The organism is Streptomyces sp. CNH189 (assembly GCF_000527195.1).
This window is the reverse complement of record NZ_AZUS01000015.1, coordinates 31,004-55,572: the sequence shown is the minus strand read 5'-3', so window position 1 is coordinate 55,572 and position 24,569 is coordinate 31,004. Positions and strand designations below refer to the sequence as shown.

The following is a 24,569-nucleotide window of genomic DNA, read 5'->3' as shown; positions in this document are numbered from 1 at the left end:
TCAGCTGCGGAGCGGCCGGACGTCCGGGGCCACCTGGCTGCCCGGCGTCGCCCGCACGATCGTGATCAGCCGGTCCGTCAGCTCCAGCGTCCCGACGTCCGGGTCGTCGTACCCGAGCACCCGGTGCCCGCGTACGACGCTCACCACCAGGTCGTCCATCTCCCGCGGCAACTTCCCCACCTCGGCCTTTATGACCGGCCGTTCGACGACGTCGAGCCCCGTGCCCTGCTGGATCAGGTCCTCCATGACCATGCCGGCGGCCGGGCTCAGCACCGACAGGCCCAGCAGCCGCCCGGCCGCGCTGGCACTGGTGATGACCGCGTCGGCACCCGACTGCTTGAGCAGCGGGGCGTTCTCCTCCTCGCGCACCGCGGCGACGATCTTCGCGTTCCGGTTGATCTGGCGTGCCGTCAGCGTCACCAGGACCGCGGTGTCGTCGCGCTGGGTGGCGATGATGACCTGGCGGGCCCGCTGGAGCTCGGCGCGCTTCAGCACCTCGCTGCGCGTCGCGTCCCCTATGACGCCCGCGTAGCCGTCCGCCGTGGCCGCGTCGATCGCCTTGGCGCTGGGATCGACCACCACGACCTGCTCCTTGCGGAGCCCCGTCGCACAGACCGTCCTGATCGCGGACCTGCCCTTGGTCCCGAATCCGACGACTACGGTGTGATCGCGCAACGTGGACCTCCAGCGGGTCAGTCGCCATTCCTCCCGGGTACGTTCGGTGAGGGCCTCGAGGGTGGTGCCGACCAGGATGATCAGGAACATCACCCGCAGCGGCGTGACGACGAAGATGTTGGTGAGCCGGGCCGCGTCCGTGACCGGCGTGATGTCGCCGTACCCCGTGGTGGAGAGGGTGACGGTCGCGTAGTAGAAGGCGTCGAGGAGATCGACGGATCCGTCGGAGTTGTCCATGTAGCCGTCCCGGTCGGCGTACACGACGAGCGCCGTCACCACCAGCACCAGCAGAGCCGTCGACAACCGCTTGGCGACCTGCCGGATCGGGTGCTCCACCAGTTTGCGCGGCAGCTTCACCCGGTACGTCACCAGATGCTCGTCCGCCTGACGGGCGATGACGTCCTGGCCCGGAAGTTTCACGTGAAACACACCCCGATTCCCCCGGACGCCCAGGGCAGGTCCAGTAGTTCCGCCTCCTGCCCCGGCTTCGCACCCCCGGGCGGTACGACGGCCAGCGCGTCCGCCGCGGCGATCCCGCGCAGCATGGCCGGACCGTTGTAGAGCAGCGGCAGCGCCCGGTCACCGCGCAGGGCGACGGGCACCAGCCGGGTGTCGTACGGGTGCCCCTGCACCGCGTCCCTGAGCGGCAGCGTGTACCCCTCGGGGGCGGGGCGGGCGGCGAGGGTCCGCAGCAGGGGCTCGGCGAGGGTGACCAGGCCGGACACGGCCGCGAGCGGGTTGCCCGGCAGGCCGACGAGGTACCGGCCCTCCTTGATCCGGGCCAGCAGCATCGGGTGGCCGGGACGCACCGCGACGCCGTCCACCAGCAGCTCGGCTCCCAGGCGCCGCAGCGTGGGGTGCACATGGTCGACCGGTCCCGCGGCGGTGCCACCGGTGGTGACCACGACATCGGCGTCGCAGGACGTCAGCGCCTTGTGCAGGGCATCCTCCTGGTCGCCGACCCGCCGTACGTCGACGACCTCGGCGCCCAGCGCGCGCAGCCACGGCGGGAGCAGCGGGCCCAGCGCGTCCCGGATCAGCCCGTCGTGCGGCAGTCCCTCGCCGAGCAGCTCGTCGCCGAGCACGAAGACGGCCGCGCGGGGGCGGGGGACGACGGTGAGCGTGTCGTAACCGGCGGCGGCGGCCATGCCGAGCACCGGCGGGGTGACCAGGGTGCCCACCGGCAGCAACTGGTCGCCACTGCGGCACTCCTGGCCCCGGGGGCGGATGTCCTGGCCGTGCGAGACGGTGTGCGGTGCCCGGGTCGCGGCGGTCGCGTACAGCCGGCCCTTGTCGTCGGTGCGGCCGTGCTCACTGCGCAGCACGGCGGTGGTGTCCGGCGGGATGCGGGCACCGGTGGCGATCCGGACGGCCTCGCCGTCGGTCAGCGGCGCGTGCGCGGTGTGCCCGGCGAGCACGCCCTTCTCCCGCACGTCCCAGGGTCCGGGACCGGAGACGGCCCAGCCGTCCATCGCGGAGGTGTCGAAGGACGGCAGGTCGGTCAGGGCCAGGAGCGGGGCGGCGAGCGTGAGGCCGAGTGCGGAGCCGAACGGGACGGCCACCGGGGTCAGGTACCCGGTGCTCCTGCCGCTGGCGAGGCGAGGGGCGCGTTCGGCCACGGCCCGGGCCTCCGTCCACTCCGTGGCGTCACGGTGCGCGGAACCGCCGGACGTGGCGGCGCCCGGAGCGTGGGCGCCCGGAGCGTGGGCACCGGCGGTGCGGTCGTCGGCGGAGCGGTCGTGGGCGTCCTTCACGAGGGCGAGCGCCTCCTCGACGTCGAGGTCGTCCGCGTCCTCACCGGGCCGGGCGGCACGCGCGGTCATCCCGCGTCCGGGCGCGTGCCGGGTACCGCACCGGGTGCGGTACCGCCGGAGTCGGCGGCGTCGCCGGCGGACGGGGTGCCGGGGGAAGCGGCCTCCGGCGTGTCCTCCTCGGCCCAGCGTCCGGCCAGCGCGACGGCCTTGCGGACGGCCTCGGCCACGGCGTCCCGGTCGCCGCCCGCCCGGGCGGCCGCGAAGCCGACGAGGAAGGTGGTCAGCGGGGCGGCCGGCCGCGCCACCCCGTGGGCGGCGTCACGGGCCAGGTCGAGCAGCAGGCCGGTGTCGACGTCCAGGTCGATGCCCAGCTCGTTCTTGACTGCGGAGATCCATTCGTCCAACACGTGTCCATGCTCCCTGATGCGTGCCCTGGCAGTTGCGATGTCGTCCCAGGTGTCGCAGTCGAAGGACGCCACCGGGTCGGAGATGCGGAGAAGGTCGAGGGCACCGGTGAGCCGGCGCAGGGGGAGCCCGGCCGGTCCGCCGTGCCGGGCGGTGAGCGCGGCCAGTTCGCGGCGCAGGGGACCGGTCCGGTACGCGGCCACGAGCGGCTGGTCCCGGCCGTCGGAGTCGGTCAGCAGCACGCCGTCGGCCGCGCCCCGGCGGAGGGGGGCCAGCAGTGCGCCGACGGTGCGGCGGTCCAGGAAGGGGAGGTCGGCGGAGAGCAGCACGACGTGCTCGGCCGTCAGGTGCCGGAGGCCGGCGTCGAGCGCGGCGAGGGGCCCACCGCCCGGCGGGTCCTCGCGGGTCCAGACCACCGGGCGGGCGGTGGGCCGGGGGTCGGCCACGACCACCGTGGTGCGGGCGTCGGCGCAGGCCGCGAGCACCCGGTCGAGCAGCGGCCGTCCGCCGACCCGCACGGCCGGCTTGTCCGTGCCGCCGAGCCGCCGGGAGGCACCGCCGGCGAGCACGACGGCGTCGTACGCGGCGGGTCCCTCCGGGGCGCCGCCGGACGCCTCGCCGGGCGCGTCGCCGGCGGGTGCTGCGGACGGCTGGTACTCGGTCACCCCCCGAGTATGCGTGCCCCCACGATCACAGGGAACGCAGGGGCACGCTGGAAGCCTCCGGGGGCCGGTGGGGCGCTACGGGGTCACAGCGTCCGCAGCAGCACCGCCGGTTGCTCGACGCAGTCCGCCACGTACCGCAGGAATCCGCCCGCCGTGCCGCCGTCGCACACCCGGTGGTCGAAGGTGAGGGAGAGCTGCACGACCTGGCGGACCGCCAGCTCCCCCTCGTGCACCCATGGTTTGGGGACGATGCGGCCGACGCCCAGCATGGCGGCCTCGGGGTGGTTGACGATCGGCGTGGAGCCGTCGACGCCGAACACCCCGTAGTTGTTCAGGGTGAAGGTGCCGCCGGTGAGTTCCCCGGGCGTCAGCGTCCCCGCCCGGGCCGCCTCGGTCAGCCGGGCGAACTCCGCCGTCAGCGACTCGGCGTCCCGGATGTGCGCGTCCCGGACGACGGGGACGACCAGCCCGCGGTCGGTCTGCGCCGCGAACCCGAGGTGCACGTCCGCGTACTGGACGACCTCCCTGGCCTGCGTGTCCACCGAGGAGTTGAGCTCCGGGAAGCGGGCGAGTGCGGCCGTGCAGATCCGGGCCAGCAGGGCCAGGACGGAGATCTTCGGCCCGCCCGCCGCGTTCATCGCGGCCCTGGTCCGCATCAGTTCGGTCGCGTCGGCGTCCACCCAGCAGGTCGCGTCCGGGATCTCGGTGCGGCTGCGGGAGAGCTTGTCGGCGACGGCGCCCCGGATGCCCTTGAGGGGGATCCGGGTGACCGACGGGGTGCTCCCGGAGGCGGCGGCCACCGGCGCGGCGGCCGTGGCCGGTTCGCCGGCCGTCGCGTCCGCACGGCTCCCGGTCCCCGCGTCCGTACGGCTCTGGGTCCCGGCGGCGCGCAGGGCGTACTCCACGTCCGCGCGCAGGATCAGCCCGTCGGGGCCCGAACCGGTCATCTCCCGCAGGTCCAGGCCGTTCTGCCGGGCCAGCCTGCGCACCAGGGGCGAGATCACGGGGACCGGTCCGTTCGCCGTGCTCTTGCCGGGCGTACCGGGTGCCGCGCGGGGTGTGTCCCGCGGGGTGTCCGCCGTCCTCGTCGCCTCCTCGGGCTCCGCCGGCCTCGGCCGCCCGTTCACCGCGGGGGCGGCCGGTGCCTGACGGACCCGGCGGCGCCGGGCCGGGGCCTGCGAGGTGCCGTAGCCGACCAGGACGTTGCCGGAGCCCTCGGCGGCCGGCTCCCGGCCGCTCGCGCTGTCGGAACCCGCCGTGTCCGCGGCGTCACCGGCCGGGCGGTCGTCCGCCGTCTCGCCGACCGCAACCGTCAGCAGCGGCGCGCCGACGGGCAGTTCGGTGCCCTCCGCGCCGAAACGGGCCGTGACCACACCACCGTAGGGACAGGGGACTTCCACCATCGCCTTGGCCGTCTCGACCTCGACGACCGGCTGGTCCACGGCGACGACGTCACCGACCTCGACCAGCCAGCGCACGATCTCCGCCTCGGTGAGCCCTTCACCGAGGTCGGGCAGCTTGAACTCCAGCACCTGTGCCATCAGCTCTCGGCCTCCCATTGCAGACGCCCCACGGCGTCCAGGATCCGGTCCACACCGGGGAGGTGGTGACGCTCCAGCATCGGCGGCGGGTACGGCAGGTCGAACCCGGCCACACGCAACACCGGCGCCTCCAGGTGGTGGAAGCAGCGCTCCGTGACCCGGGCCGCGATCTCCCCGCCGGGGCCGCCGAAGCCGCCCGACTCGTGGACGACGACCGCGCGTCCGGTCCGCCGGACCGAGGCGCACACCGTCTCGTCGTCGAACGGCACCAGGGAGCGCAGATCGACGACTTCGAGGTCCCAGCCCTCGGTCCGGGCGGCCTCGGCCGCCTCCATGCAGACGGGGACGGAGGGGCCGTAGGTGATGAGGGTGGCGCTCGTCCCGGAGCGCCGCACCACCGCGCGGCCTATCGGTTCCACGGCCGTCGGCTGCTCCGGGTTCCAGGTGTCCTTGGACCAGTAGAGCCGCTTGGGCTCCAGGAAGACCACCGGGTCGTCGGAGGCGATCGAGGCCCGCAGCAGGCCGTAGGCGTCGGCGACGGTCGCGGGCGTGACGACATGGAGCCCCGGGGTCGCCATGTAGTACGCCTCGGAGGCGTCGCTGTGGTGCTCGACGCCTCCGATGCCGCCGCCGTAGGGGATGCGGATGGTGAGGGGGAGCGGCATCGTGCCGCGGGTGCGGTTGCGCATCTTCGCCACGTGCGAGACGAGCTGCTCGAACGCGGGGTAGGCGAACGCGTCGAACTGCATCTCCACGACCGGCCGCAGCCCGTACATGGCCATGCCGACGGCCGTGCCGAGGATGCCCGCCTCGGCCAGCGGCGTGTCGGTGCAGCGGTCCTCGCCGAACTCCTTGGCGAGGCCGTCGGTGATCCGGAAGACGCCGCCGAGCGCGCCGACGTCCTCACCCATCACGTGCACGGACGGGTCGTCGGTCATCGCGTCGCGCAGGGCGCGCGTGAGGGCCTGCGCCATGGTGGCCGGCTTCACGGCGACGGTGGTCATCCTTGCGTCCCTTCCGACTCGGCCTCGGCCGCCAGCTCCGCGCGCAGCTGTTCGCGCTGGGCCAGCAGCTGGGGGGTCGGCTCGGCGTAGACGTGTGTGAACAGGTCCATGGGGTCGAGCTCCGCGTCCTGGTTCATGCGGGCGCGCAGGTCGGCGGCCATGGTCTCGGCGTCCTGCCGGGCGGTCTCGACGCCGGCCTCGTCCAGCAGGCCTCGCCCGGTCAGCTCCCCCTCCAGCAGGGTGATCGGGTCGTGCTGCCGCCACGTCTCGACCTCGGCGTCACCGCGGTAGCGGGTGGCGTCGTCGGCGTTGGTGTGGGCGTCCACGCGGTAGGTGATCGCCTCGACCAGGGTCGGGCCGCCGCCCGCGCGGGCACGCCGCACGGCGTCGGCGAGGACCTCGTGCACGGCCGCCGCGTCGTTGCCGTCGACCAGGCGCCCGGGCATGCCGTAGCCGACGGCCTTGTGGGCCAGCGACGGGGCCGCGGTCTGCTTGGCGAGCGGGACGGAGATCGCGAAGCCGTTGTTCTGCACGAGGAAGACCACCGGGGCCTGCCAGACGGCGGCGAAGTTCAGCGCCTCGTGGAAGTCGCCCTCGCTGGTGCCGCCGTCGCCGACCATGGCGAGCGCGACCACGTCGTCGCCCTTGAGGCGGGCGGCGTGGGCGAGACCGACGGCGTGCGGCAGCTGGGTGGCGAGCGGGGTGCTCAGCGGCGCCACCCGGTGCTCACGGGGGTCGTAGCCGGTGTGCCAGTCGCCGCGCAGCAGGGTGAGCGCCTCGACCGGGTCCACACCGCGGGCGACGACGGCGAGGGTGTCGCGGTAGCTCGGGAACAGCCAGTCCCGCTCCTCGAGCACCAGGGCGGCGGCGACCTCGCAGGCCTCCTGGCCGGTGCTGGAGGGGTAGACCGCGAGACGGCCCTGCTTGGTGAGCGCGGTGGCCTGCGCGTTGTAGCGGCGGCCCTTCACCAGCTCCGCGTACAGCCGGCGCAACAGGCCCGGGTCGGCCTTCGTCGCCGCTTCGGTACCGAGCACGCGGTACGGCTCCGCGTCCGGCAGCAGCGGGGCGGGGTCGGTACGGGGCTGCCAGGCGGGCGGCGGGGTCGGCCGGTAGGCCCCCCGCTGCTCCATGACCGTCATGACGGCACCTCCTCGTGGGACGACTGACGGAGGCACGGCGTCTGTGACGCGCCTCACCAACCGATTGTTCGGTCGCCGGCACATTTTGGCTACGGGTGGCACCAGGCTGTGGACAAACGGTTCTCCACATCGTGGGATGGATGCAGGACGTCCACGGCGGAGAGGTGGGGGCGGGTGGCATCTGAACAAATGGCCGAGGGGCAGGAGGGGACCGGACCGCTGCCGCCGGCGCGGCCCCTCGACGCGATCGACCAGGACATCCTGCGCATGCTGCAGGCGGACGGCCGCGCGTCGATACGGTCGGTCGCCGAACGGGTGCACGTCTCCCGCGCGAACGCGTACGCGCGGATCAACCGGCTCGTCGAGGACGGCGTCATCCGCGGTTTCGGGGCCCGCGTCGACCACGAACGGGCCGGTCACGGCACGTCGGCGTACATCACCCTGAAGATCGTGCAGAACACCTGGCGCACGGTCCGCGAACAGCTCAGGCAGCTCCCCGGCGCCTCACACATCGCCCTGGTGGGCGGCGACTTCGACGTGCTGCTGCTGGTGCACACACCGGACAACCGGACGCTGCGCGAGCTGGTGCTGACCCGGCTGCAGGCCATCCCCGAGGTGCTGAGCACCCGCACGCTGCTGGTCTTCGAGGAGGAGGACCTGGAGCCGCAGGCGTGAGACGGGGGCCGGCCCCGCGGACGCGGGAACTCAGGCCACGGAACCGCCTCAGACCGCCTTTCGCAGTCCCCCGAAAGCCAGCTGCGCCACCGCGTCGGCCACCTCGCGCTCGTTCATGCCGCGCCCGTCCGGCCGGTACCACTCCACGATGGAGTTGATCATGCCGAAGACCAGCCGGGTCACCAGCCGCACGTCTATGTCCTCGCGCACGTCCCCGTCGGCCGCCGCCGCCTTCAGCAGCCCGGCCACCCGGTGGTCGAACTCGCGCCGCCGCTCCAGTGCCCACCGCTCGGTGTCCGTGTTGCCGCGCACCCGCAGCAGCAGCGTCACGTAGGGCAGCTCCGCGATCAGCACCTCGACCATGCGCCGTACGACGTACTCCAGCCGCTCGGCCGCGCTCCCCACGCGCGCGTGCTCCTCCTCGAGGATCGCGAAGAGTCCGTCGAGCGCCCGGCTCACCGCGCGGCGCAGCAGCTCCTCCTTGCCGGCCACGTGGTGGTAGATCGACGACTTGGAGATGCCGGCGGCCTTGGAAAGGTGCTCCATGGAGGTGCCGTCGTAGCCGCGTTCGTTGAACACCTGCACGGCGACGGACAGCAGCGTCTCCGGGGTGTAGGTGTCCCGCTTGGCGGTGGTCATGGAGTGTCCTCCCGCTGGTCGGTGGCGCACGCGTACCGGTGGAGGGCGAGGGACGGCGCGTAACGGCCGGACGGGTCCACCCCGTGCAGTTCGTCCAGCAGGGACCCGGCCCAGCCGCGGCCGAGCCGGCGGCTCCACTCGAAGGGCCCGAGGGGGTAGTTCACACCCAGCCGCATCGCGGTGTCGATGTCCTCCTCGGTGGCGACACCCTTGGCGACCGCGTCGACCGCGAGGTCGATGATCCGGGCCACCGTCCGCGCCACGATCATCCCGGGGACGTCGCCGATGACGCTCACCTTCTTGCCGAGCGCCTGGAACAGCCCGGTGGCCTCGGCGACGGCGACCGGCGAGGTGTGCGAGGCATGCGCCAGGGCGATACGCGTGGCCTTGCGGTAGTCCAGCGCCAGGTCGAACCGGACCACGTCACGGGACTCGCCGGAGATCCGCCCGTCGGCGAGCACCAGCTGTCCGCCGCTCGGCAGCACCAGCCGGAAGCCGTCGTCCCCCTCCGTCTCGCGCACCTCGATGCCCGCCTCACGCATCAGGGCGAGCAGCTCCGAGGCCGGCCCGAGGCCGCCCTCGGCGACGACGTACGCGGGCGGTGCGGCAAGCTCGGCGGTGTGCGGCTCGGGGCGCTCGGCACCCTCCCGGTGGTCGTACCAGCCGTAGCCGGTCTTACGGCCGAGGCGGCCGGACTCGACCAGCCGGCGCTGCGCCAGGGACGGCGTGAAGCGCACGTCGTGGAAGAAGGCCTGCCACACCGACTGCGTCACGGACTCGTTGACGTCCTGCCCGATGAGGTCGGTCAGCTCGAAGGCGCCCATCCGGAAGCCGCCTGACTCGCGTAGCACGGCGTCGACGGTGGCCGGGTCGGCGCCCTGCGACTCGTACACCGCGAAGGCCTCGGCGTAGAAGGGGCGGGCGACGCGGTTGACGATGAAGCCCGGGGTGTCCGCGCAGGCCACCGGCGTCTTGCCCCAGGCACGGGCCGTCTCGAACGCGCGCGTGGCGCACGCGACGTCCGTGGCGAAGCCGGAGACGACCTCGACGAGCGGCAGCAGCGGTGCCGGGTTGAAGAAGTGCAGGCCGACGAAGCGGCGGGGCACGCGCAGGGCGCCGCCGATCGCCGTGACCGACAGGGACGAGGTGTTGGTGGCGAGAAGGCAGTCGTCGTCGACGACGTCCTCCAGCGCCCGGAACAGCTCCTGCTTGACGTCGAGACGCTCCAGGACCGCCTCGACGACCAGGGCGCAGCCGGCGAGACCGGAGACCTCGTCGACGGGCCGCAGACGGGCGCGGGCCGCGTCCCGCTCGTCGGCGGTGAGACGCTCCTTGTCGACCAGCCGGTCGAGCCGGGCGCCGATCGCGTCGGCGGCCTTGCGGGCCTGGCCCGGGGCGGCGTCGTACAGCCGCACGGGATGGCCCGCGACCAGCGCGACCTGGGCGATTCCCTGCCCCATGGTGCCGGTGCCGACCACGGCCACGGGACTGCTGAGGTCGAGTGCTGTCATGTGCGCGATCCTCCCGCACGGTGATTTCCACAGATGCGGCGGACCCCCTTGTCCCGACCGATCGTTCGGTTACTCTAACTCTGACCGCCTGTCCCTGACTACGTTTCCGCAAGGTCCAAGAGCTCGACGAAGAGTTCCTGAGACGAGGAGTTGGTCCCGCATGGCCGCCGAACTCACCGCGCACGAGCTGATCGCCCGCCACCGTCCCACCCTGGACCAGGCCCTGGAAGCGATCCGTACGCGCGCGTACTGGTCCCCGCACCCCGAGCACCCCAAGGCCTACGGGGAGGACGGCAGCCTGGACATGGCGGCGGGCAAGGCCGCCTTCGACGCCCTGCTCGGCACGCGCCTCGACCTCGGCCAGCCCGGCACGGACGGCTGGGTGGACGGCGAGACCTCCCCGTACGGCGTCGAGCTGGGCGTGAGCTACCCGCACGCGGACCTGGAGGTGCTGCTGCCCGCCATGAAGGCCGGGATGCGCGCCTGGCGCGACGCGGGCGCGGAGGCCCGCGCGGTGGTCTGCCTGGAGATCCTCAAGCGGATCAACGACCGGACGATGGAGTTCGCCCAGGCGGTCATGCACACCTCGGGCCAGGCGTTCATGATGGCGTTCCAGGCCGGCGGCCCGCACGCGCAGGACCGCGGCATGGAGGCCGTGGCCTACGCGTACGTGGAGCAGGTCCGCACGCCCGACACCGCGGAGTGGACCAAGCCGCAGGGCAAGCGCGACCCGCTCGCCCTCACCAAGACGTTCGTCCCGGTCCCGCGCGGCATCGGCATGGTCATCGGCTGCAACACCTTCCCGACGTGGAACGGCTACCCGGGCCTGTTCGCCTCCCTGGCCACCGGCAACGCGGTCCTGGTCAAGCCGCATCCCCGCGCGGTGCTGCCGCTCGCGCTCACCGTCCAGGTCGCCCGCCAGGTGCTCACCGCGGCCGGCTTCGACCCGAACCTGGTGGCACTGGCCGCCGAGCGGCCCGGTGAGGGCATCGCCAAGACGCTGGCCACGCGCCCGGAGATCCGGATCATCGACTACACCGGCTCCACCGAGTTCGGCGACTGGCTGGAGGCCAACGCGCGCCAGGCGCAGGTGTACACGGAGAAGGCCGGCGTCAACACGGTGCTCGTGGAGTCGACGGACGACTACAAGGGCATGCTGTCCAACCTGGCGTTCTCCCTGTCGCTCTACAGCGGCCAGATGTGCACCACCCCGCAGAACCTGCTGGTCCCCCGCGACGGCATCACCACCGACCAGGGCCCCAAGTCCTTCGACGAGGTCGCCGCCGACCTGGCGAAGGCGGTCGACGGCCTGCTCGGCGACGACGCCCGCGCCAACGCCCTGCTGGGCGCGATCGTCAACCCGGACGTCAAGGCCCGCCTGGAGGCCGCCGCCGGGCTCGGCGAGGTCGCCCTCGCCTCCCGCGAGATCAGCAACCCGGAGTTTCCGGGCGCCGTGGTCCGCACCCCGGTGATCGTGAAGCTGGACGGCGCCAAGCCGGACTCCGAGGCCGCCTACATGAGCGAGTGCTTCGGCCCGGTCTCCTTCGTCGTCGCCGTCGACTCGGCCGCCGACGCCACGGAGCTGCTGCGGCGCACCATCCGGGAGAAGGGCGCGATGACGGTCGGCGCCTACACCACCTCCCCGGAGGTCGAGGAGGCCGTGCAGGAGGTCTGCCTGGAAGAGGCCGCCCAGCTCTCCCTCAACCTCACCGGCGGGGTCTACGTCAACCAGACGGCTGCCTTCTCCGACTTCCACGGCTCCGGCGGCAACGCGGCGGCCAACGCCGCCCTGTGCGACGGCGCCTTCGTGTCCAACCGCTTCCGGGTGATCGAGGTGCGCCGGGAGGCGTGAGCCCGCCTCAGGAGGGTGCGCCCCCGGTGGCGCTCCAGTGGTACAGCGTCATGGCCACACTGGTCGCGAGGTTGTAGCTGGAGACCTGGGGGCGCATCGGCAGCGCCACCAGATGGTCGGCCCGCGCGCGCAGCTCGGCCGTGAGGCCGCTGCGCTCGGAGCCGAAGGCGATCAGGGCGTCGTCCGGCAGCTTCAGGGAGCGGATGTCCTCGCCCTCCGGGTCCAGCGCGAAGACCGGTCCGGACGGCAGCTGGTCCACGGTCAGCCGTTCCACGGCGGTGGCGAAGTGCAGTCCCGCCCCGCCGCGCACCACGGTCGGGTGCCAGGGGTCGAGCGTGCCGGTGGTGACGACGCCGGTCGCCCCGAACCCGGCGGCCAGCCGGACCACCGCCCCCGCGTTGCCGAGGTTGCGCGGCTGGTCCAGGACCACCACCGGAGCGGTGCGCGGGGCGTGCGCCAGCTTCGCCAGGTTGTCCGCACGCCTTGGCCGTACGGCCAGGGCGGCCACGGCGGTCGGATGCGGACGCGGCACCAGCGAGGCGTACGTCCCGTACGGCACCTCGGTCAGCAGCGCCGCCATCGCGTCCCGTACGTCCTCGGCCAGTTCGTCGGCGAGGGCCAGCGCGCCGGCCCGGTCGGCGGTCAGCGCGGTGAGCACCTCGGCGCCGAAGCGCACGGCGTGCTTGAGCGCGTGGAACCCGTCGAGCAGTACCGCGTCCGGGGCGGCGCGGCGCCATGTGGCCACCGGGTCCGGGGACGCGGCGGCGGGGTCCTGGGCGGGGTGCGTCATGGCAGGCAGCCTACGTGCGCGCTCCCGGTACGCCGTCCGTCACCGGGGCGGGCTCCGCCGGGCTTCCGGCCGGAGGGTCGGCCGGGCGCCGTGGCGGCGGCACCGGGTCCTTGGACGCGGGCGGGCGCAGCCGTCCACGCGCGCGTGCCGCCAGAGCGCCGATCCGGCGCAGGAAGGACGTGGGCAGGAAGACCGCGTCGGCCGCGATCATCGCCATCGAGAAGAAGGGCAGCCCGAGCACCACGGCGATCACCGCGTGCTCCATGATCATGAAGCTCAGCAGGACGTTCTTGACCCGCCGGTTGAACAGTGTGAACGGGAAGGCGACCTGCACGACGACGGTCACGTACGTCACCAGCATCACCATGGTGCCGCTGGCCGAGAGCAGGTCGGCCAGTCCCTGCCAGGGGGAGAAGTACTCCAGGTGCAGCGGGTAGTGGACCGCGGTGCCGTCCTGCCAGCGCGAGCCCTGGACCTTGTACCAGCCGGCCGTGGCGTAGATCAGGCAGGCCTCCGCCATGATCACCAGCAGCGCGCCGTTGTGGACGACGTTCGCGACGACGTCCAGCAGGATTCGCGGCTGCCCGCTCCTCGCCAGGCGCCCGGCCAGCCACCACACCGCGAGTGAGAGCCACACGCCCCACAGCACCGCCGGTATGAACCAGTCACCGTTCGTCCGGCCCGCCAGGAACGCCAGGAGCAGCGCGAAGCCGAGCACCGCCCACAGCGCGGGCCCCACCCGGTCGCGAGGCAGCTCCCCCCGGGCGCGTGCCTCGCAGGCCCTGCGCGCCCGCCGTGCGTCCAGGGACCACACCTGGCCGCAGCGGGTGAAGACCAGGTAGATCGCCATGATGTGCAGGACGTTGTCGCCGCCGTCGCCCATGAAGACGCTGCGGTTCTGCAGCGCCAGGACACCCACCATGAACAGCACCGACATGGTGCGGGTGCGCCATCCGAGCAGCAGCAGCAGGCTCGCCAGCACGGCCAGCGCGTAGACCGCCTCGAACCACAGCCCGCTGTCGGACCAGAGCAGCACGGTGAACGCGTGGTTCGTCGTCACCAGTTGTGCGGCGAGGTCCCAGTCCCACGGGCCGTCGGGGCCGTAGAGCTCATGGCGGTGGGGGTATTCGCGCAGCAGGAACAGCAGCCAGGTGAGGGCGAGGCCGATGCGGAGCACCGCCGTCTGGTGCGGGCCGAGCGGGGAGTCGGTGACGCGGGCGATCGCCCGGGAGACCGCCAGCGAGACGCGGTTCACCCGATGCCTCCCTGGGTCTCCTTCTCGCGCAGCGTCCACCAGGGGAGCACGCGGTACACGGGCTTGCCGGACACCTTCTCCTCGCTCCAGGCCGGCGGCGGCACGCCAGTGGTGCGCGAGCGGACCTGGACCCGCGCCAGTTCGCCGTCCGGGCCGGCCGCGTCCGCCCGGTCGAGGCGCATGGCCATGATCCGGCGCAGATACGTCTCGGAGAGCGCCCCGCGCAGGCCGACCGGGCGGTTGTCGTCGTCGTGCGTGGAGACGAAGAAGTCCCAGGCGCGGCGCAGCTCGTTCTGCTGTGTGTGGCTGGGCGCCACGTTCCCGTCGATGGCCCGGCCGTCCTGGGCCGACAGGTCGTACCAGCCGGTGGTGCGGCTCCCGCCGTCCGGCGTGCGGATCTCGGCGCGCACCTGCACGGACACGTTCTGCTGCAACGGGTTCGGCGCGAACAGCTTCCAGTTCTGTTCGAACTCCGGGTAGATCCAGTCGGCGATGGTCTCGCTGTGCTTCTTGCTCACCGTGTTCGCCGGCGCGACGTGCAGGAACGTCATCCCTAGGTGCACGCACACCGCGATGGCGACGACCGCGAGGGCCAGCGCGGCACCGATCTGATAGCGCAGGGAGAGAGCGGCCACACCGGTACGGGCTTCACCGAGCGGTCCGTCCAACGCCTCCCGGGCACCGGGGGGCAGCGGGTCCGGGGGACCGCTCAGCGCCTCCCGGCTGTCGAGGGGCACGGCGGACGGCTCGGGTGTTTCCGGAGCGGTCGCGTCCGAGGCGTCGGTGTCCGGCACCGCAGAGCCCGGCGCGGGAAACACGGGGTCAGGCACTACGTGGGGCTCCGGTGCGTCGGACGCGGACGCGGGCGCGGACGCGGACGCGGGCGCGGGCGCGGGCGCGGGCGCGGGCGCGGGCGCGGGCGCGGGCGAGACGTCGGCCCCAGGAACCCCCGGCACGGGGAGCGCTGGGCCGGGCGCTGCGTCGGACTCCGGCGCGTCCGGCGCGGGGTCGGATGCGGCCGGACCCCGCCCGTCCGATGGCGGCGTGGGTCCAGGCAGCGGGGCGCGCGGACCCGGCACAGCGGGCCGCGCCGGCCCGTGCCGGGCGTCCGAGCCCTTGTCGTACGCGTTCATTCCGCCCCGATCCCCGAGTTCCCGGTCCTTGCCGCCTCCGCCCGGCCGCGAGGCCCTCGCGGCGCGGGGCCAGGACCGCGCCGCCGCGTCGCACGGAACGGTACTCAGCCCCGGCCCCCCGGGCACAGTCCCGCCCGTACTCCGTCCCGTGGCGGTCACCACATCCGGCCGTCCCGGGCCCCGTCCACAACCGGCACCGGCAGGTTATCCACAGCGGTTGACACCTCGCGGCGCCCGTCTCACCATGGAATCGCACGAACCGAACGATCGGTCGGGAGCGTGCTCCGGGAAGCATCCAGGTCGAGGGGGACCCCATGGCGACAGCAGCCGCCCGCGAAACGGCCGGCAGTCCGACCGCGCAAGACGCACCGGCGGGCCTCGGCGACCCCGCCGAGTTCCAGCGCGCCTTCGACGCGGCGGTCGCCGCCGACGAGCGGATCGAGCCGCGTGACTGGATGCCGGACGCGTACCGCGCCACGCTCGTCCGGCAGATCGCCCAGCACGCGCACTCCGAGATCATCGGCATGCAGCCCGAGGCGAACTGGATCACGCGCGCGCCGTCCCTGCGCCGCAAGGCCATCCTCATGGCGAAGGTGCAGGACGAGGCCGGGCACGGCCTGTATCTCTACAGCGCCGCCGAGACCCTCGGCGTCGGCCGCGACGAGTTGCTCGACAAGCTGCACTCGGGCCGCCAGAAGTACTCCTCGATCTTCAACTACCCGACGCTGACCTGGGCCGACGTGGGCGCCATCGGCTGGCTGGTGGACGGCGCCGCGATCACCAACCAGGTCCCCCTCTGCCGCTGCTCCTACGGCCCGTACGCCCGCGCGATGGTCCGCGTCTGCAAGGAGGAGTCCTTCCACCAGCGCCAGGGCTACGAGCTGCTGCTGGCCCTCAGCAAGGGCACCCCGGAGCAGCACGCGATGGCGCAGGACGCGGTGGACCGCTGGTGGTGGCCGTCGCTGATGATGTTCGGCCCGCCCGACGACGAGTCCCAGCACTCGGCGCAGTCGATGGCCTGGAAGATCAAGCGCCACTCCAACGACGAGCTGCGCCAGCGCTTCGTGGACATCTGCGTCCCCCAGGCGGAGTCGCTCGGCCTCACCCTCCCCGACCCTGACCTGCGGTGGAACGGGGAGCGAGGGCACCACGACTTCGGCGCGATCGACTGGTCGGAGTTCTGGGAGGTCCTCAAGGGCAACGGCCCGTGCAACGAGGAGCGGCTGTCCCGGCGCAGGAAGGCCCACGAGGACGGCGCCTGGGTCCGGGAAGCGGCAGCCGCCCACGCGGCCAAGCACAGGAACGACGAGACGGGAGCTACGCGCGCATGACCCACACCGACTGGCCGCTGTGGGAGGTCTTCGTGCGCTCGCGCCGCGGACTGTCCCACACCCACGCCGGCAGCCTGCACGCACCGGACGCGGAGCTCGCCCTGCGCAACGCGCGCGATCTGTACACCCGCCGCGGCGAAGGCGTCTCCATCTGGGTCGTGCCGTCCTCCGCCGTCACCGCCTCCTCGCCCGACGAGAAGGACCCGTTCTTCGAGCCCGCCGCCGACAAGCCCTACCGGCACCCGACGTTCTACGAGATCCCCGAGGGGGTGCAGCACCTGTGACCACGACACCCGCCGCGGAGACCGTGCCGACGGCCGCCGCGCTCGCCCTCGGTGACGACGCCCTGGTGCTCTCCCACCGCCTCGGCGAGTGGGCCGGACACGCCCCCGTGCTGGAGGAGGAGGTCGCCCTCGCCAACATCGCGCTCGACCTGCTCGGTCAGGCCCGGGTACTGCTGTCGACGGCCGGCGACGAGGACGAGCTGGCCTTCCTGCGCGAGGAGCGGGCCTTCCGCAACTGCCAGCTGGTCGAGCAGCCCAACGGCGACTTCGCCCACACCATCGCCCGCCAGCTGTTCTTCTCCACCTACCAGCACCTCCTGCACGACCGGCTGGCCTCCGGCGACGGGCCGTTCGCCCCGCTGGCCGGCAAGGCCGTCAAGGAGGCCGCCTACCACCGCGACCACGCCGAGCAGTGGACCCTGCGGCTCGGTGACGGCACGGACGAGAGCCACGGCCGGATGCAGCGGGCCGTGGACGCGCTGTGGCGCTACACCGGCGAGCTGTTCCAGCCGGTCGATGGCCTCGACGAGGTCGACTGGGCCGGCCTGGAGCGCACCTGGCTGGAGCTGGTCACGGACGTGATGGGCCGCGCCACCCTCACGGTGCCCGAAGGCCCCCGCATCGGGGCGTGGTCGGCCGGAGCGGGCCGTCAGGGCCTGCACACCGAGCCCTTCGGCCGGATGCTCGCCGAGATGCAGCACCTGCACCGCAGTCACCCGGGGGCGACATGGTGACGGTCACGCCCCTTGAGGCGGAGCTGCTGGAGCTGGCCGGCTCGGTCCCGGACCCGGAGCTGCCGGTGCTGACCTTGCGCGAGCTGGGCGTGGTCCGCGCGGTGCGCGCACAGGGCACAGACAGCGTCGAGGTCGACCTGACGCCGACCTACACCGGCTGCCCGGCCGTCGAGGTGATGAGCCTCGACATAGAGCGCGTGCTGCGCGACCACGGCGTGCGCGAGGTGACGGTGCGCACGGTCCTCGCCCCCGCCTGGTCGACGGACGACATCACCGACGAAGGTCGCCGCAAGCTGCGCGAGTTCGGCATCGCCCCACCGCGCACGGGCGTCGCCCCGGGCCCGGTCCGGGTCGAGCTGGGCTCCACGCGGACCGGTGCGGGCGGACCGGCCGACGAGCCGGAGCCCGTCCGCTGCCCGCACTGCGGCTCCGCCGAGACCGAGCTGCTCAGCCGCTTCTCCTCCACCGCGTGCAAGGCGCTGCGCCGCTGCCTCGCCTGCCGTGAACCGTTCGACCACTTCAAGGAGTTGTGATGGCCCGCTTCCACCGGCTCCAGGTGGCCGCGGTCGACCGGCTCACCGACGACTCCGTCGCCCTCACCCTCACCGTCCCCCCGCGGCTGCGCGAGGAGTTCCGCTACGTCCCCGGGCAGCATCTCGCGCTGCGGCGCACCACCGACGGCAAGGAGATCCGACGCACCTACTCGATCTGCTCCCCCGCCCCCGACGGCGAGGCGCCGGGCACCCTGCGGGTCGGGGTGCGGCTGGTGGAGGGCGGTGCCTTCTCCACGTACGCGCTGAAGGAGATCGACCTCGGCGACGAGCTGGAGGTCATGACCCCGGCCGGCCGCTTCACGCTCGCCCCGGCCCCCGGCCTGTACGCGGCCGTCGTCGGTGGCAGCGGGATCACCCCGGTCCTGTCGATCGTCTCGACCCTGCTGGCCCGCGAGCCCCGCGCCCGGTTCTGCCTGATACGCAGCGACCGGACGACCGCCTCGACGATGTTCCTGGAGGAGGTCGCGGACCTGAAGGACCGCTACCCCGATCGGTTCCAGCTGGTGACGGCCCTTTCCCGGGAGGAGCAGCAGGCGGGACTGCCGTCCGGGCGGCTGGACCAGGAGCGGCTGGCCGGGCTGCTCCCGGCGCTGCTGCCCGTGGACCAGGTGGACGGCTGGTTCCTCTGCGGGCCGTACGGGCTGGTCGAAGGGGCCGAGCGGGCACTGCGCGGGCTGGGCGTCGCCCGCTCCCGCATCCACCAGGAGATCTTCCACGTGGACTCCGGAGCGACAGCCCTCTCCACCGTGGCCGCCCCCGCGCACAGCACGGTCACGGCACGGCTCGACGGACGCGGGGGCACCTGGCCCGTGCAGACCGGCGAATCCCTGCTGGAGACGGTGCTGCGCAACCGACCCGACGCGCCCTACGCCTGCAAGGGCGGCGTGTGCGGCACCTGCCGGGCCTTCCTGGTCTCCGGCGAGGTGCGCATGGACCGCAACTTCGCCCTGGAGTCGGAGGAGACGGAAGCGGGATACGTCCTGGCCTGCCAGTCGCATCCGGTGACGGAAAAGGTGGAGCTGGACTTCGACCGCTGACCCCACCCGCCCCGGGGGCGTCCGGCAACCTCCGGGCGCCCCTGAGCATCCGGCGCCCTCAGAGCACGTGCCCCGGCTGACCCTCGTCCGTGACGACGGGGCGGCCGGCGGCCTCCCACACCTGCATGCCGCCGTCCACGTTCACGGCGTCGATGCCCTGCTGGGCCAGGTACATGGTGACCTGGGCCGACCGTCCGCCGGAGCGGCAGATCACGTTGATCCGTCCGTCCTGCGGGGCGGCCTCGGTCAGCTCACCGTAGCGGGCCACGAACTCACTGATGGGGATGTGCAGCGCGCCTTCGGCGTGACCGGCCTTCCACTCGTCGTCCTCGCGGACGTCCAGCAGGAAGTCGCCGTCCTTGAGGTCACCGACCTGGACCGTGGGCACACCAGCTCCAAAACTCATGTCCCCGACGCTACCCGACCGGGCGACCGCCGGTTTCAGTCCCGCAGGGCGGCCAGCTGCGCCTCGCGCTCGGCCACGTCGGCCTTGAGCTGCGCGGCGATGTCCGCAAGAAGCTGGTCGGGGTCGTCGGGCGCCAGCCGCAGCATGGAGGCGATGGCGCTGTCCTCCAGGTTCTTGGCGACCACCGTGAGCAGTTCCTTGCGCCGGGAGAGCCATTCGAGGCGGGCGTAGAGCTCGTCCGCCGCGCTCGGGACGCGCTTCAGCTCGGGGCCGGCGGCCCACTCCTCGGCGAGTTCGCGCAGCTCGGTCTCGCTGCCGCGGGCGTAGGCGGCGTTGACCCGGGTGATGAACTCCTCACGCCGGGCGCGTTCCTCGTCCTCCTGCGCCAGGTCGGGGTGGGCCTTGCGGGCGAGGTCCCGGTAGAGCTTGCGGGCCTCCTCGCTGGGCCGCACCCGCTGCGGCGGCCGGACCGGCTGGTCCGTGAGCATGGCGGTGGCCTCGGGAAACAGGCCGTCCCCGTCCATCCAGCCGTTCATCAGCTCCTCGACGCCGGGGATGGGCAGCAGACGGGCACGCGCCTCGTCGGCCCGCCGCCGGTCCTCGGGGTCGTCACTGCGGGACGCCTTTGCCTCGAGGATCCGGGCGTCCAGTTCCTCGATGCGGGCGTACAGCGGGCCGAGTTTCTGTTCGTGCAGCCGGGAGAAGTTCTCGACCTCGACGCGGAAGGTCTCCACGGCGATCTCGAACTCGATCAGCGCCTGTTCGGCGGCCCGTACGGCCTGCTCCAGCCGCTCCTCGGGCCGCGCCGCGCCACCGCCGGCGGGCGTTCGCTGCGCGCCGGCGCCTCCACCCTGCTCACCTTCCGAGGTCGTCACCCGGACAGCGTAGGCCACCTGCGAGGCCGGCACGTTCCCGTCACGGTGGCACGCCTCCGCCACTCCCCGAGCAACCGCCCGCGTGCGCCCGCAGGCCCACCCGGGCATGCGCCCGACGGACCCGGCGAACGCCCCGGCGCGAGCCCCCGGCGAACCGCCTGGGCGTGCGCCGATGAATTCGACGGCCCACCCGATGCCCGTGCGTCCGGCGCACCGCCGGGGACGCGCCCCGTCCCGGGCCGCCTCAGACCCCCATCTCCGCGGCGATCCGCCCCGCGCGGACGGCCGCGACCAGGTCCGTGTGGTCCGCCTCCGTCCGGTCGGCGTAGGCGACGGCGAACGTGGCGACGGCCTCGTCCAGCTCGTCGTTCTTGCCGCAGTACCCGGCGATCAGGCGGGGGTCGGCGCTGTGCGAGTGGGCGCGGGCCAGCAGCGCCCCGGTCATGCGGGCGTAGTCGTCGACCTGGTCGGCGGCCAGCGCCGCCGGGTCCACGCTGCCCTTGCGGTTGCGGAACTGTCGCACCTGGTAGGGCCGGCCGTCCACGGTCGTCCAGCCGAGCAGGCTGTCGCTTATCACCTGCATCCGCTTCTGGCCCTCGACCACGCGGCGGCCCTCGTGCTCGGCCTCCGGGGCGTCGAAGCCCGCGGTGGGCAGGTGCGGCACCAGCGCGGAGGGGCGGGCCTCCTTGACCTGCAGGACAAGCGGCTCGCCCCGGTGGTCGAGCAGCAGCACGACGTACGAGCGGGTGCCGACACTGCCGGTGCCGACGACGCGGAACGCCACGTCGTGCACCGCGTGCCGGGCCAGCAGCGGGTGCCGGTCGGACGGCAGCGTGTCCAGGTACCGCTCCAGGGAGGCGGCGACCGCGGCCGCCTCGGCGTCCGGGACCCGACGCAGCACGGGCGACGCGTCCACGAAGCGGCGCCCACCGTCCTCGGTGCGCTCGGTCGACTTGGCGGCGAACCGGCCGCTGGTGTTGGCGCGGGCCTTCTCGGCGACCCGCTCCAGGGTGCCCACCAGGTCGTGCGCGTCGGTGTGGGAGACGAGCTCCTCGTCGGCGATGGCGTTCCACGCGTCCAGCGCGGGCAGCCTGGCCAGCAGGCGCATGGTGCGGCGGTAGGCGCCCACCGCGTCATGGGCGGCGGCACGGCAGGTGTCCTCGTCCGCGCCGGCCTCCCGGCCGGCGAGCACGAGCGAGGCCGCGAGCCGCTTGAGGTCCCACTCCCAGGGGCCGTGCACGGTCTCGTCGAAGTCGTTCAGGTCGATGACCAGGCGGCCCCGGGCGTCGCCGTAGAGGCCGAAGTTCGCCGCGTGGGCGTCGCCGCAGATCTGGGCGCCGATGCGGGTGACGGGCGTGCGGGCCAGGTCGTAGGCCATGAGGCCGGCCGATCCGCGCAGGAAGGCGAACGGCGTGGCCGCCATCCGGCCGACGCGTATGGGGGTCAGCTCGGGCAGCCGGCCGTGGCCGGACTCCTCCACGGCGGTCACGGCGTCGGGGCGGGAGGCGTCGAGGCCGAAGGCCGCGTGGGCGCTGCGGGGCACCCGCTCGCGCAGCGCCTTGCCCTCCTGCTTCGGCGTGCCCGCGGCGGGCCACCGTCCGAATCCGGCCACCTGCGGCAGCCGCCGTTGCTGTCCAGCGTCCGCGTCCGCGCTCACGGCCCCCGCCTTCTCGGCTCCGGCCGCTCCGGCCGCTCCGGCGACCACTTCGACTCCTCCGGCTCGGGCGTCGCTCACCACGACCGCCTCCCCCCTGCACGTGTATGCCATGCACACCTGCCGACATCGATCGTGCCGACCGTACAGCCGGGGACGGCGGGCACGTCAGCCCTGTGAATACCCTCGATGCCCTCGGGACGCCCTGTGGACAACCCACACCGCCCTGGGACAACTCACACCACCCCGAAGGACCCACACCCTGTGGACAACGGCGGACGAACCCCGCGGCCGAACCAGCGGAACGAGTCGAACACCGTTCGACCACCAGAACGTGCACCACCCGCCCGGCACTCTCGGCGCGGCCCGTTACGGGCGGAGATCACCCCTCTTGCCGCCCGTGCGACGCGAATTCGATCATGAGATCTTCCTCACACGCCCCCACGCACGCACACCCCGAACATGCGAAACGGGCGGCATCCGATGGATGCCGCCCGTTCGACGGTGTGCGCGAGGGGGGAGTTGAACCCCCACGCCCTTTCGGGCACTGGAACCTGAATCCAGCGCGTCTGCCTATTCCGCCACCCGCGCATTGGGTGTGTCTTCCGGGCCTGCCCCTTGGGGCCTGGCGCCTTCCGACATCGAGAACATTAGCACGCTGGTCGGGGTGGATTCACATCCCTTATCCGCGCACCGCCCGCGACCGGGCACAACGCCGGCGGGGGCGCCACCCGGCGTCCGGGGACGTCTCCCCGACACCGCTCCACCACCCCTCGGCCGCCCCTTCGACACCCGCGGACCCGTCCCCGACCGTAACGTCCCGACAGCTCCCGCACCCGGATCGCCCGCCCGCCCGCGCACCACCGCCGACCTGCCCGCACCGCCGCCCGCCCATGTCGCGGCCGTGACCGCTTCACGTATCAACCTCGTACCGGTACCAGCCGTCTCCCCAAGAGGCGGGCGGAGTCCGCCGCAGGGTGCGGGACACTGGTTTGTGGCCCCCTCTACGATCCATGGCAGAACGACGCGCACCAGCACGACCGATGGAGTTCGAAGGGGAGCCCCGGAGGGAACTTCGTCAGGCGTCGACACCCGGCGGCCGGGCGGACAGGGGGAACCAGCCGATCGGGCGGCGCGTGGATACGATCAGTAAGCAGTACCAGGTAAGCGGTGCACGGAACGGTGCACGGGGCAGTACACAGGACGACAGCGACGGAGGAGGTGCCCCATGGGAGTCCTGAAGAAGTTCGAGCAGCGTCTCGAAGGTCTGGTCAACGGCACCTTCGCGAAGGTGTTCAAGTCCGAGGTGCAGCCCGTGGAGATCGCGGGTGCGCTCCAGCGGGAGTGCGACAACAACGCCACCATCTGGAACCGCGACCGCACCGTCGTGCCCAACGACTTCATCGTCGAGCTGAGCACCCCGGACTTCGAGCGGCTGAGCCCGTACTCCGGCCAGCTCGGCGACGAGCTCGCCGGCATGGTGCGCGACTACGCCAAACAGCAGCGTTACACCTTCATGGGCCCGATCAAGGTGCACCTGGAGAAGGCCGAAGACCTCGACACCGGCCTGTACCGCGTGCGCAGCCGCACGCTCGCCTCCTCCGCCAGCCAGGCGGCAGCCGGCCCGGCGGCCCCCGGAGCGGCCGGACCCGGCGGCGCCCCGCCCGCCGGACGCCCCGGCGGCTACGGCTACCCGCCGGCCGCCCCCGCGGGCGCCCCGCCCATGCCGGCCGCGCCGCCGCCCGGCGGCCGTCCCGGCGGTTACGGCTACCCGCCGGCCGCGGCGGGGCAGCGGCCCCCGGCCGCCCCCGCGCCCGGCGGACGCACCCGCTACTGGATCGAGATCAACGGCACACGCCACCAGATCTCCCGCGCCACCCTGGTGATGGGCCGCAGCACCGAGGCCGACGTGCGGATCGACGATCCCGGCGTCTCCCGCCGGCACTGCGAGATCCGGACCGGAACGCCCTCGACGATCCAGGATCTCGGGTCCACCAACGGCATCGTGGTGGACGGGCAGCACACCACCCGCGCTACGCTCCGCGACGGCTCGCGGATCGTCGTGGGCAGCACCACCGTTATCTATAGGCAAGCCGAAGGGTGAAGCGGGGGCAATGTCAGAGCTGACCCTCACGGTCATGCGGCTGGGTTTCCTGGCCGTACTGTGGCTGTTCGTGATCGTGGCCGTGCAGGTCATCCGGAGTGACCTGTTCGGCACTCGCGTCACCCAGCGCGGCGCCCGGCGGGAGGCCGGCCGCCAGCAGGCGAACCGCCAGGCACCGCCGCAGCAGCGCCAGCAGTCCGGCGGCGGCGGCCGCCGTGGCCGCAACACCCCCACCAAGCTGGTCGTGACCGAGGGCACCCTCACCGGCACCACCGTCGCCCTCCAGGGCCAGACCATCACCCTGGGCCGGGCGCACGACAGCACGATCGTGCTGGACGACGACTACGCCTCCAGCCGCCATGCCAGGATCTACCCGGACCGCGACGGTCAGTGGATCGTCGAGGACCTGGGCTCCACCAACGGCACCTACCTGGACCGGACCCGGCTGACGACCCCCACACCGATTTCGCTGGGCGCACCGATCCGCATCGGCAAGACCGTCATCGAGCTGCGGAAGTAGTACGAGAATGAGCGAGCGGAGCGAGCACGCGG

General features: G+C 73.1%; 23 protein-coding genes and 1 tRNA gene. 9 read left to right on the top strand and 15 right to left on the bottom strand.

Translation table 11 applies throughout. The features are described from left to right. The 6 genes from B100_RS0120635 to pdhA form a co-directional block, all read right to left on the bottom strand. On the bottom strand, positions 1–1,095 hold the full coding sequence (locus tag B100_RS0120635; RefSeq protein WP_024886319.1) for a potassium channel protein: 1,095 nt from the start codon (positions 1,093–1,095) through the stop codon (positions 1–3). Further along, positions 1,092–2,498, bottom strand: coding sequence for a molybdopterin molybdotransferase MoeA (locus B100_RS0120630; RefSeq protein ID WP_024886318.1), 1,407 nt, complete (start codon positions 2,496–2,498; stop codon positions 1,092–1,094). Before B100_RS0120630 ends, B100_RS0120635 begins: the two co-directional genes overlap by 4 nt. Next, entirely contained in the window at positions 2,495–3,499 is a 1,005-nt protein-coding gene (locus tag B100_RS0120625) for a molybdenum cofactor guanylyltransferase (RefSeq protein WP_024886317.1), read from the bottom strand. The genes B100_RS0120630 and B100_RS0120625 overlap by 4 nt, the downstream gene beginning before the upstream one ends. Before the next feature lie 83 nt (positions 3,500–3,582). Beyond that, positions 3,583–5,040, bottom strand: a complete 1,458-nt coding sequence (locus tag B100_RS0120620) for a dihydrolipoamide acetyltransferase family protein (RefSeq protein WP_024886316.1) — start codon at positions 5,038–5,040, stop codon at positions 3,583–3,585. After that, positions 5,040–6,044 (bottom strand): alpha-ketoacid dehydrogenase subunit beta, encoded by a 1,005-nt coding sequence (locus B100_RS0120615; protein WP_024886315.1) that lies wholly within the window; start codon positions 6,042–6,044, stop codon positions 5,040–5,042. Before B100_RS0120615 ends, B100_RS0120620 begins: the two co-directional genes overlap by 1 nt. Then, positions 6,041–7,183 (bottom strand): pyruvate dehydrogenase (acetyl-transferring) E1 component subunit alpha, encoded by a 1,143-nt coding sequence (gene pdhA, locus B100_RS0120610; protein ID WP_024886314.1) that lies wholly within the window; start codon positions 7,181–7,183, stop codon positions 6,041–6,043. Before pdhA ends, B100_RS0120615 begins: the two co-directional genes overlap by 4 nt. 189 nt (positions 7,184–7,372) lie before the next feature. Between pdhA and B100_RS0120605 the strand changes: the two genes are divergently transcribed. Further along, positions 7,373–7,858 carry an Lrp/AsnC family transcriptional regulator gene (locus B100_RS0120605; RefSeq protein WP_024886313.1) on the top strand — a complete coding sequence of 162 codons (486 nt, stop codon included), beginning with the start codon at positions 7,373–7,375 and terminating at the stop codon, positions 7,856–7,858. 48 nt (positions 7,859–7,906) lie between these two features. Here the strand turns inward: B100_RS0120605 and B100_RS0120600 are convergent, their stop codons facing one another. Together B100_RS0120600 and B100_RS0120595 are read right to left on the bottom strand one after the other, a co-directional pair. Then, the gene (locus tag B100_RS0120600) at positions 7,907–8,497 is read right to left on the bottom strand and encodes a TetR-type transcription factor C-terminal domain-containing protein (RefSeq protein WP_024886312.1); all 591 of its coding nucleotides are present in this window, start codon (positions 8,495–8,497) and stop codon (positions 7,907–7,909) included. After that, positions 8,494–10,008, bottom strand: a complete 1,515-nt coding sequence (locus tag B100_RS0120595; protein ID WP_024886311.1) for a 3-hydroxyacyl-CoA dehydrogenase — start codon at positions 10,006–10,008, stop codon at positions 8,494–8,496. The genes B100_RS0120600 and B100_RS0120595 overlap by 4 nt, the downstream gene beginning before the upstream one ends. Positions 10,009–10,168: 160 nt before the next feature. Here B100_RS0120595 and paaN point away from each other — a divergent pair, with 160 nt between their 5' ends. Beyond that, positions 10,169–11,860: a phenylacetic acid degradation protein PaaN gene (paaN, locus tag B100_RS0120590; protein WP_024886310.1), complete on the top strand. Its 1,692-nt coding sequence runs from the start codon at positions 10,169–10,171 to the stop codon at positions 11,858–11,860. A 7-nt stretch (positions 11,861–11,867) separates the two neighbouring features. On the opposite strand, the gene B100_RS0120585 is transcribed toward paaN, so the two are convergent. The 3 genes from B100_RS0120585 to B100_RS34045 are packed head-to-tail and all read right to left on the bottom strand — an operon-like array spanning position 11,868 to position 15,038. After that, a complete protein-coding gene (locus tag B100_RS0120585; protein ID WP_024886309.1) occupies positions 11,868–12,650 on the bottom strand; it encodes a TrmH family RNA methyltransferase in 783 nt (260 codons plus the stop codon). A gap of 10 nt (positions 12,651–12,660) precedes the next feature. After that, on the bottom strand, positions 12,661–13,905 hold the full coding sequence (locus tag B100_RS0120580; RefSeq protein WP_024886308.1) for an HTTM domain-containing protein: 1,245 nt from the start codon (positions 13,903–13,905) through the stop codon (positions 12,661–12,663). Then, positions 13,902–15,038: a DUF5819 family protein gene (locus B100_RS34045; RefSeq protein WP_024886307.1), complete on the bottom strand. Its 1,137-nt coding sequence runs from the start codon at positions 15,036–15,038 to the stop codon at positions 13,902–13,904. The genes B100_RS0120580 and B100_RS34045 overlap by 4 nt, the downstream gene beginning before the upstream one ends. A 314-nt stretch (positions 15,039–15,352) precedes the next feature. Here B100_RS34045 and paaA point away from each other — a divergent pair, with 314 nt between their 5' ends. The 5 genes from paaA to B100_RS0120550 are packed head-to-tail and all read left to right on the top strand — an operon-like array spanning position 15,353 to position 18,978. After that, complete coding sequence (gene paaA / locus B100_RS0120570) at positions 15,353–16,369, top strand: 1,2-phenylacetyl-CoA epoxidase subunit PaaA (protein WP_024886306.1); 1,017 nt, start codon at positions 15,353–15,355, stop codon at positions 16,367–16,369. Continuing rightward, positions 16,366–16,653 (top strand): 1,2-phenylacetyl-CoA epoxidase subunit PaaB, encoded by a 288-nt coding sequence (gene paaB, locus B100_RS0120565; RefSeq protein WP_024886305.1) that lies wholly within the window; start codon positions 16,366–16,368, stop codon positions 16,651–16,653. The genes paaA and paaB overlap by 4 nt, the downstream gene beginning before the upstream one ends. Then, positions 16,650–17,387 (top strand): 1,2-phenylacetyl-CoA epoxidase subunit PaaC, encoded by a 738-nt coding sequence (gene paaC, locus B100_RS0120560; RefSeq protein ID WP_024886304.1) that lies wholly within the window; start codon positions 16,650–16,652, stop codon positions 17,385–17,387. Before paaB ends, paaC begins: the two co-directional genes overlap by 4 nt. Next, positions 17,381–17,920 carry a 1,2-phenylacetyl-CoA epoxidase subunit PaaD gene (paaD, locus tag B100_RS0120555; protein WP_024886303.1) on the top strand — a complete coding sequence of 180 codons (540 nt, stop codon included), beginning with the start codon at positions 17,381–17,383 and terminating at the stop codon, positions 17,918–17,920. Before paaC ends, paaD begins: the two co-directional genes overlap by 7 nt. Beyond that, complete coding sequence (locus B100_RS0120550) at positions 17,920–18,978, top strand: 2Fe-2S iron-sulfur cluster-binding protein (protein ID WP_024886302.1); 1,059 nt, start codon at positions 17,920–17,922, stop codon at positions 18,976–18,978. Before paaD ends, B100_RS0120550 begins: the two co-directional genes overlap by 1 nt. Before the next feature lie 58 nt (positions 18,979–19,036). On the opposite strand, the gene B100_RS0120545 is transcribed toward B100_RS0120550, so the two are convergent. The 4 genes from B100_RS0120545 to B100_RS0120530 all read right to left on the bottom strand — a co-directional run bounded on the left by B100_RS0120545 (position 19,037) and on the right by B100_RS0120530 (position 22,504). Beyond that, positions 19,037–19,366, bottom strand: a complete 330-nt coding sequence (locus tag B100_RS0120545) for a rhodanese-like domain-containing protein (protein ID WP_024886301.1) — start codon at positions 19,364–19,366, stop codon at positions 19,037–19,039. A 53-nt stretch (positions 19,367–19,419) separates the two neighbouring features. After that, on the bottom strand, positions 19,420–20,259 hold the full coding sequence (locus B100_RS0120540; protein ID WP_024886300.1) for a hypothetical protein: 840 nt from the start codon (positions 20,257–20,259) through the stop codon (positions 19,420–19,422). Between the two features lie 244 nt (positions 20,260–20,503). Further along, entirely contained in the window at positions 20,504–22,027 is a 1,524-nt protein-coding gene (locus B100_RS0120535) for a DUF2252 domain-containing protein (protein WP_078541050.1), read from the bottom strand. 393 nt (positions 22,028–22,420) lie between these two features. Continuing rightward, positions 22,421–22,504, bottom strand: a tRNA-Leu gene (locus tag B100_RS0120530). A 637-nt stretch (positions 22,505–23,141) separates the two neighbouring features. Between B100_RS0120530 and B100_RS0120525 the strand changes: the two genes are divergently transcribed. Together B100_RS0120525 and B100_RS0120520 are read left to right on the top strand one after the other, a co-directional pair. After that, a complete protein-coding gene (locus B100_RS0120525) occupies positions 23,142–24,017 on the top strand; it encodes an FHA domain-containing protein (protein ID WP_024886298.1) in 876 nt (291 codons plus the stop codon). Between the two features lie 10 nt (positions 24,018–24,027). Beyond that, the gene (locus B100_RS0120520) at positions 24,028–24,537 is read left to right on the top strand and encodes an FHA domain-containing protein FhaB/FipA (RefSeq protein WP_024886297.1); all 510 of its coding nucleotides are present in this window, start codon (positions 24,028–24,030) and stop codon (positions 24,535–24,537) included. The last annotated feature ends 32 nt before the right edge of the window (positions 24,538–24,569 follow it).